The 2,191-nt window shown below is 65.3% G+C and carries 2 protein-coding genes; both read right to left on the reverse strand.

The window, feature by feature from the left end:
* On the reverse strand, positions 1–245 hold a 245-nt coding region (locus tag Q0I65_RS09625; protein ID WP_296062932.1), incomplete at its 3' end, for an NUDIX domain-containing protein.
* A 15-nt stretch (positions 246–260) separates the two neighbouring features.
* Positions 261–2,191 (reverse strand): UvrD-helicase domain-containing protein (locus tag Q0I65_RS09630; protein ID WP_296062934.1); only part of this gene is annotated, 1,931 nt, incomplete at its 5' end.

Consider the following 2,191-nt stretch of genomic DNA (forward strand, 5'->3'; position numbering starts at 1 on the left):
CTCGCGATTGCCTGCGGCGCAACGTGCACGCCCGTCTCCTCGAGCACCTCGCGCACGCACGTGCGGCCAGGCTCCTCTCCAGGCTCCACAATGCCGTACACAAGCGCCCACTCGCCCGTGTCACTGCGCCGTCCGAGCAGGATGCGCCCGTCTGCGTCCTCGACATAGGCCGTAATTCCCGTAAGCCAAAGCGGGTCGTGGCCGATCTTCTCGCGCAGTGAAAGGATGAAGTTCGGGGTCGTCATCGCAGATCCTTGCGCCTATTGCAAAAGCGGCGTCAGCTCGCCAAGGGCGAACACGTCGAGCTCACGCGTAGCGCGCGAAATGCTCGTGTAGAGGCGGTTTTTTGCGATGCGGTCACCGGCGGGGAAGAGTCCTGCGCTCGCGTTCGGGATGATGACGTGGTCGAACTCAAGCCCCTTCGCAAGCGGCAGCGTGAGCAGCACGCACCCCGATCGAGGGAGCGCTCCCGTCGCATCTACCAGCTGGGGAGCGTCGCTTCCCAAAGCCGCGACAAGTTTCGTCGCCTCGTGCTTCCACGGCACGATGACGGCGGTGAGCCCCTCGCCGCTCGAGCCCGCCTCGCGTACGGCCTCTCGCACGGCATCAGCCCACGCGTCCTTGTCCTCGAAAACCTCGACGCGCGGCGCCGAGCTCTCGCGTTGCACGGACGACACCTCCATGCGCTCGCTTTCGGGCAGAAGACGAGCGAACAGGTCGGTGATGCTGGGGGTGGAGCGGTAGCTCGTCATGAGATGGCACTCGCTCACCTCGCCGCGCAGGCGCTCAAACGTGCTTTTGACCTGTGCAAACGTTAGTCCACCCTCGCGAATCGCCTGGTTCTCGTCGCCGAGCAGCATGAAGTGGGCGCGGGGGAAGAAGCGGGCGAGAACGGCGAGCTGGGGAATCGTGTAGTCCTGCACCTCGTCGATCATGACGTAGCGCGCGTCGGGGTTCGAGAGCCCCGTGCACGCGATCTTCAAGTAGAGCCACGCTGCGGGCGGTAGGCTTTCCGCACCGATCAGGCGGCGGCCCAGGTTGTCCACGTGGAGCCACTCGTCGCGCGCGATCATGCCGTACGCGATGTCGAAGCGGCCGCGGATCAGCTTGAGCGCGGCCTTGCGCACCTCTTTGTCGTCGTCGATGTTCACCGGCTCGCCGAACGCCGCGAGCTGCTCGTCGTGGGTGAGGGATACAACCTCGTCAAAGGCCTCGTCGCTCGACGCCATCGAGGCAAGCTTGGAGTCGAGACGCCGCGTGAGCTCCTCGCGCATCAGGTTCGACAGGCGCGCGCCGGGCTCGATGCGCGGCCATTTCGCGCGCACTTGATGCACCTGCGCTGCCGTGATCAGTTTCACGTGCCCCACGCGGATGTCGCAGAAATCGCCCTGCTGGTATTCGAACCTGCCGCTCTCAAGCGCCTCGTCGATGTGCCAAAGGGTCGCCTCGTCGACGGTGCCCTTCCCGAAGCCCTGCCCCTGCGGCAAGAGCGTGCGCGCGAACTCCGCGAGCGTGAGGGTCTCCGGGTTGCGCTCGCCCATGTCGGGCAGCACGTTTGCGATGTAGTGGCGAAACACCGGGTTTGGAGTGATGAGGAACACGTCCTCGGGGCGGAGGCTCTCGCGGTGCTGGTAGAACAGGTATGCGATGCGCTGGAGCAGCACCGATGTCTTGCCCGAACCCGCGATGCCGGCGACGAGCAGCACGGGGCTGTCCTCGTGGCGGATGACGGCGTTCTGCTCCTTTTGGATGGTCGCGGTGATCGCCTGCATCTGGGAGGTGCGCTGCTTGGACAGCGACGCGAGAAGCAGCGAATCCTGGATAGCGATGTTGGTGTCGAAATAGGCGCGCAGCTCGTCGCGTACGATGTCGAACTGGCGGCGCAACGTGAGGTCGACGGCGATCGTGCGGCCGTTCGCGCGATAGTGCGTGGGACCCATGTCCTGGTTGTAGTACACCTCGGCGACGGGCGAGCGCCAGTCGACCACGAGGCGCCGGCAGCTGTCGTCGGACACGCCCGCGGCTCCGATGTAGAGCTCCTTCGGCGCGGCGCCGCGTTTGAAGTCGAGGACGATTTTCGCGAAGTACGGCTGGCTCAAGAGCAGGCCAATATCGGAGAGCTTCTCGGCGGCGGCGTCTTGCGTCTGGTTGTACGAGTCGATGACGCTGTTCACGGTCGCGAAGTCGGCGT

This window comes from uncultured Ellagibacter sp. (genome assembly GCF_934643285.1).
Taxonomy (GTDB): domain Bacteria; phylum Actinomycetota; class Coriobacteriia; order Coriobacteriales; family Eggerthellaceae; genus Ellagibacter.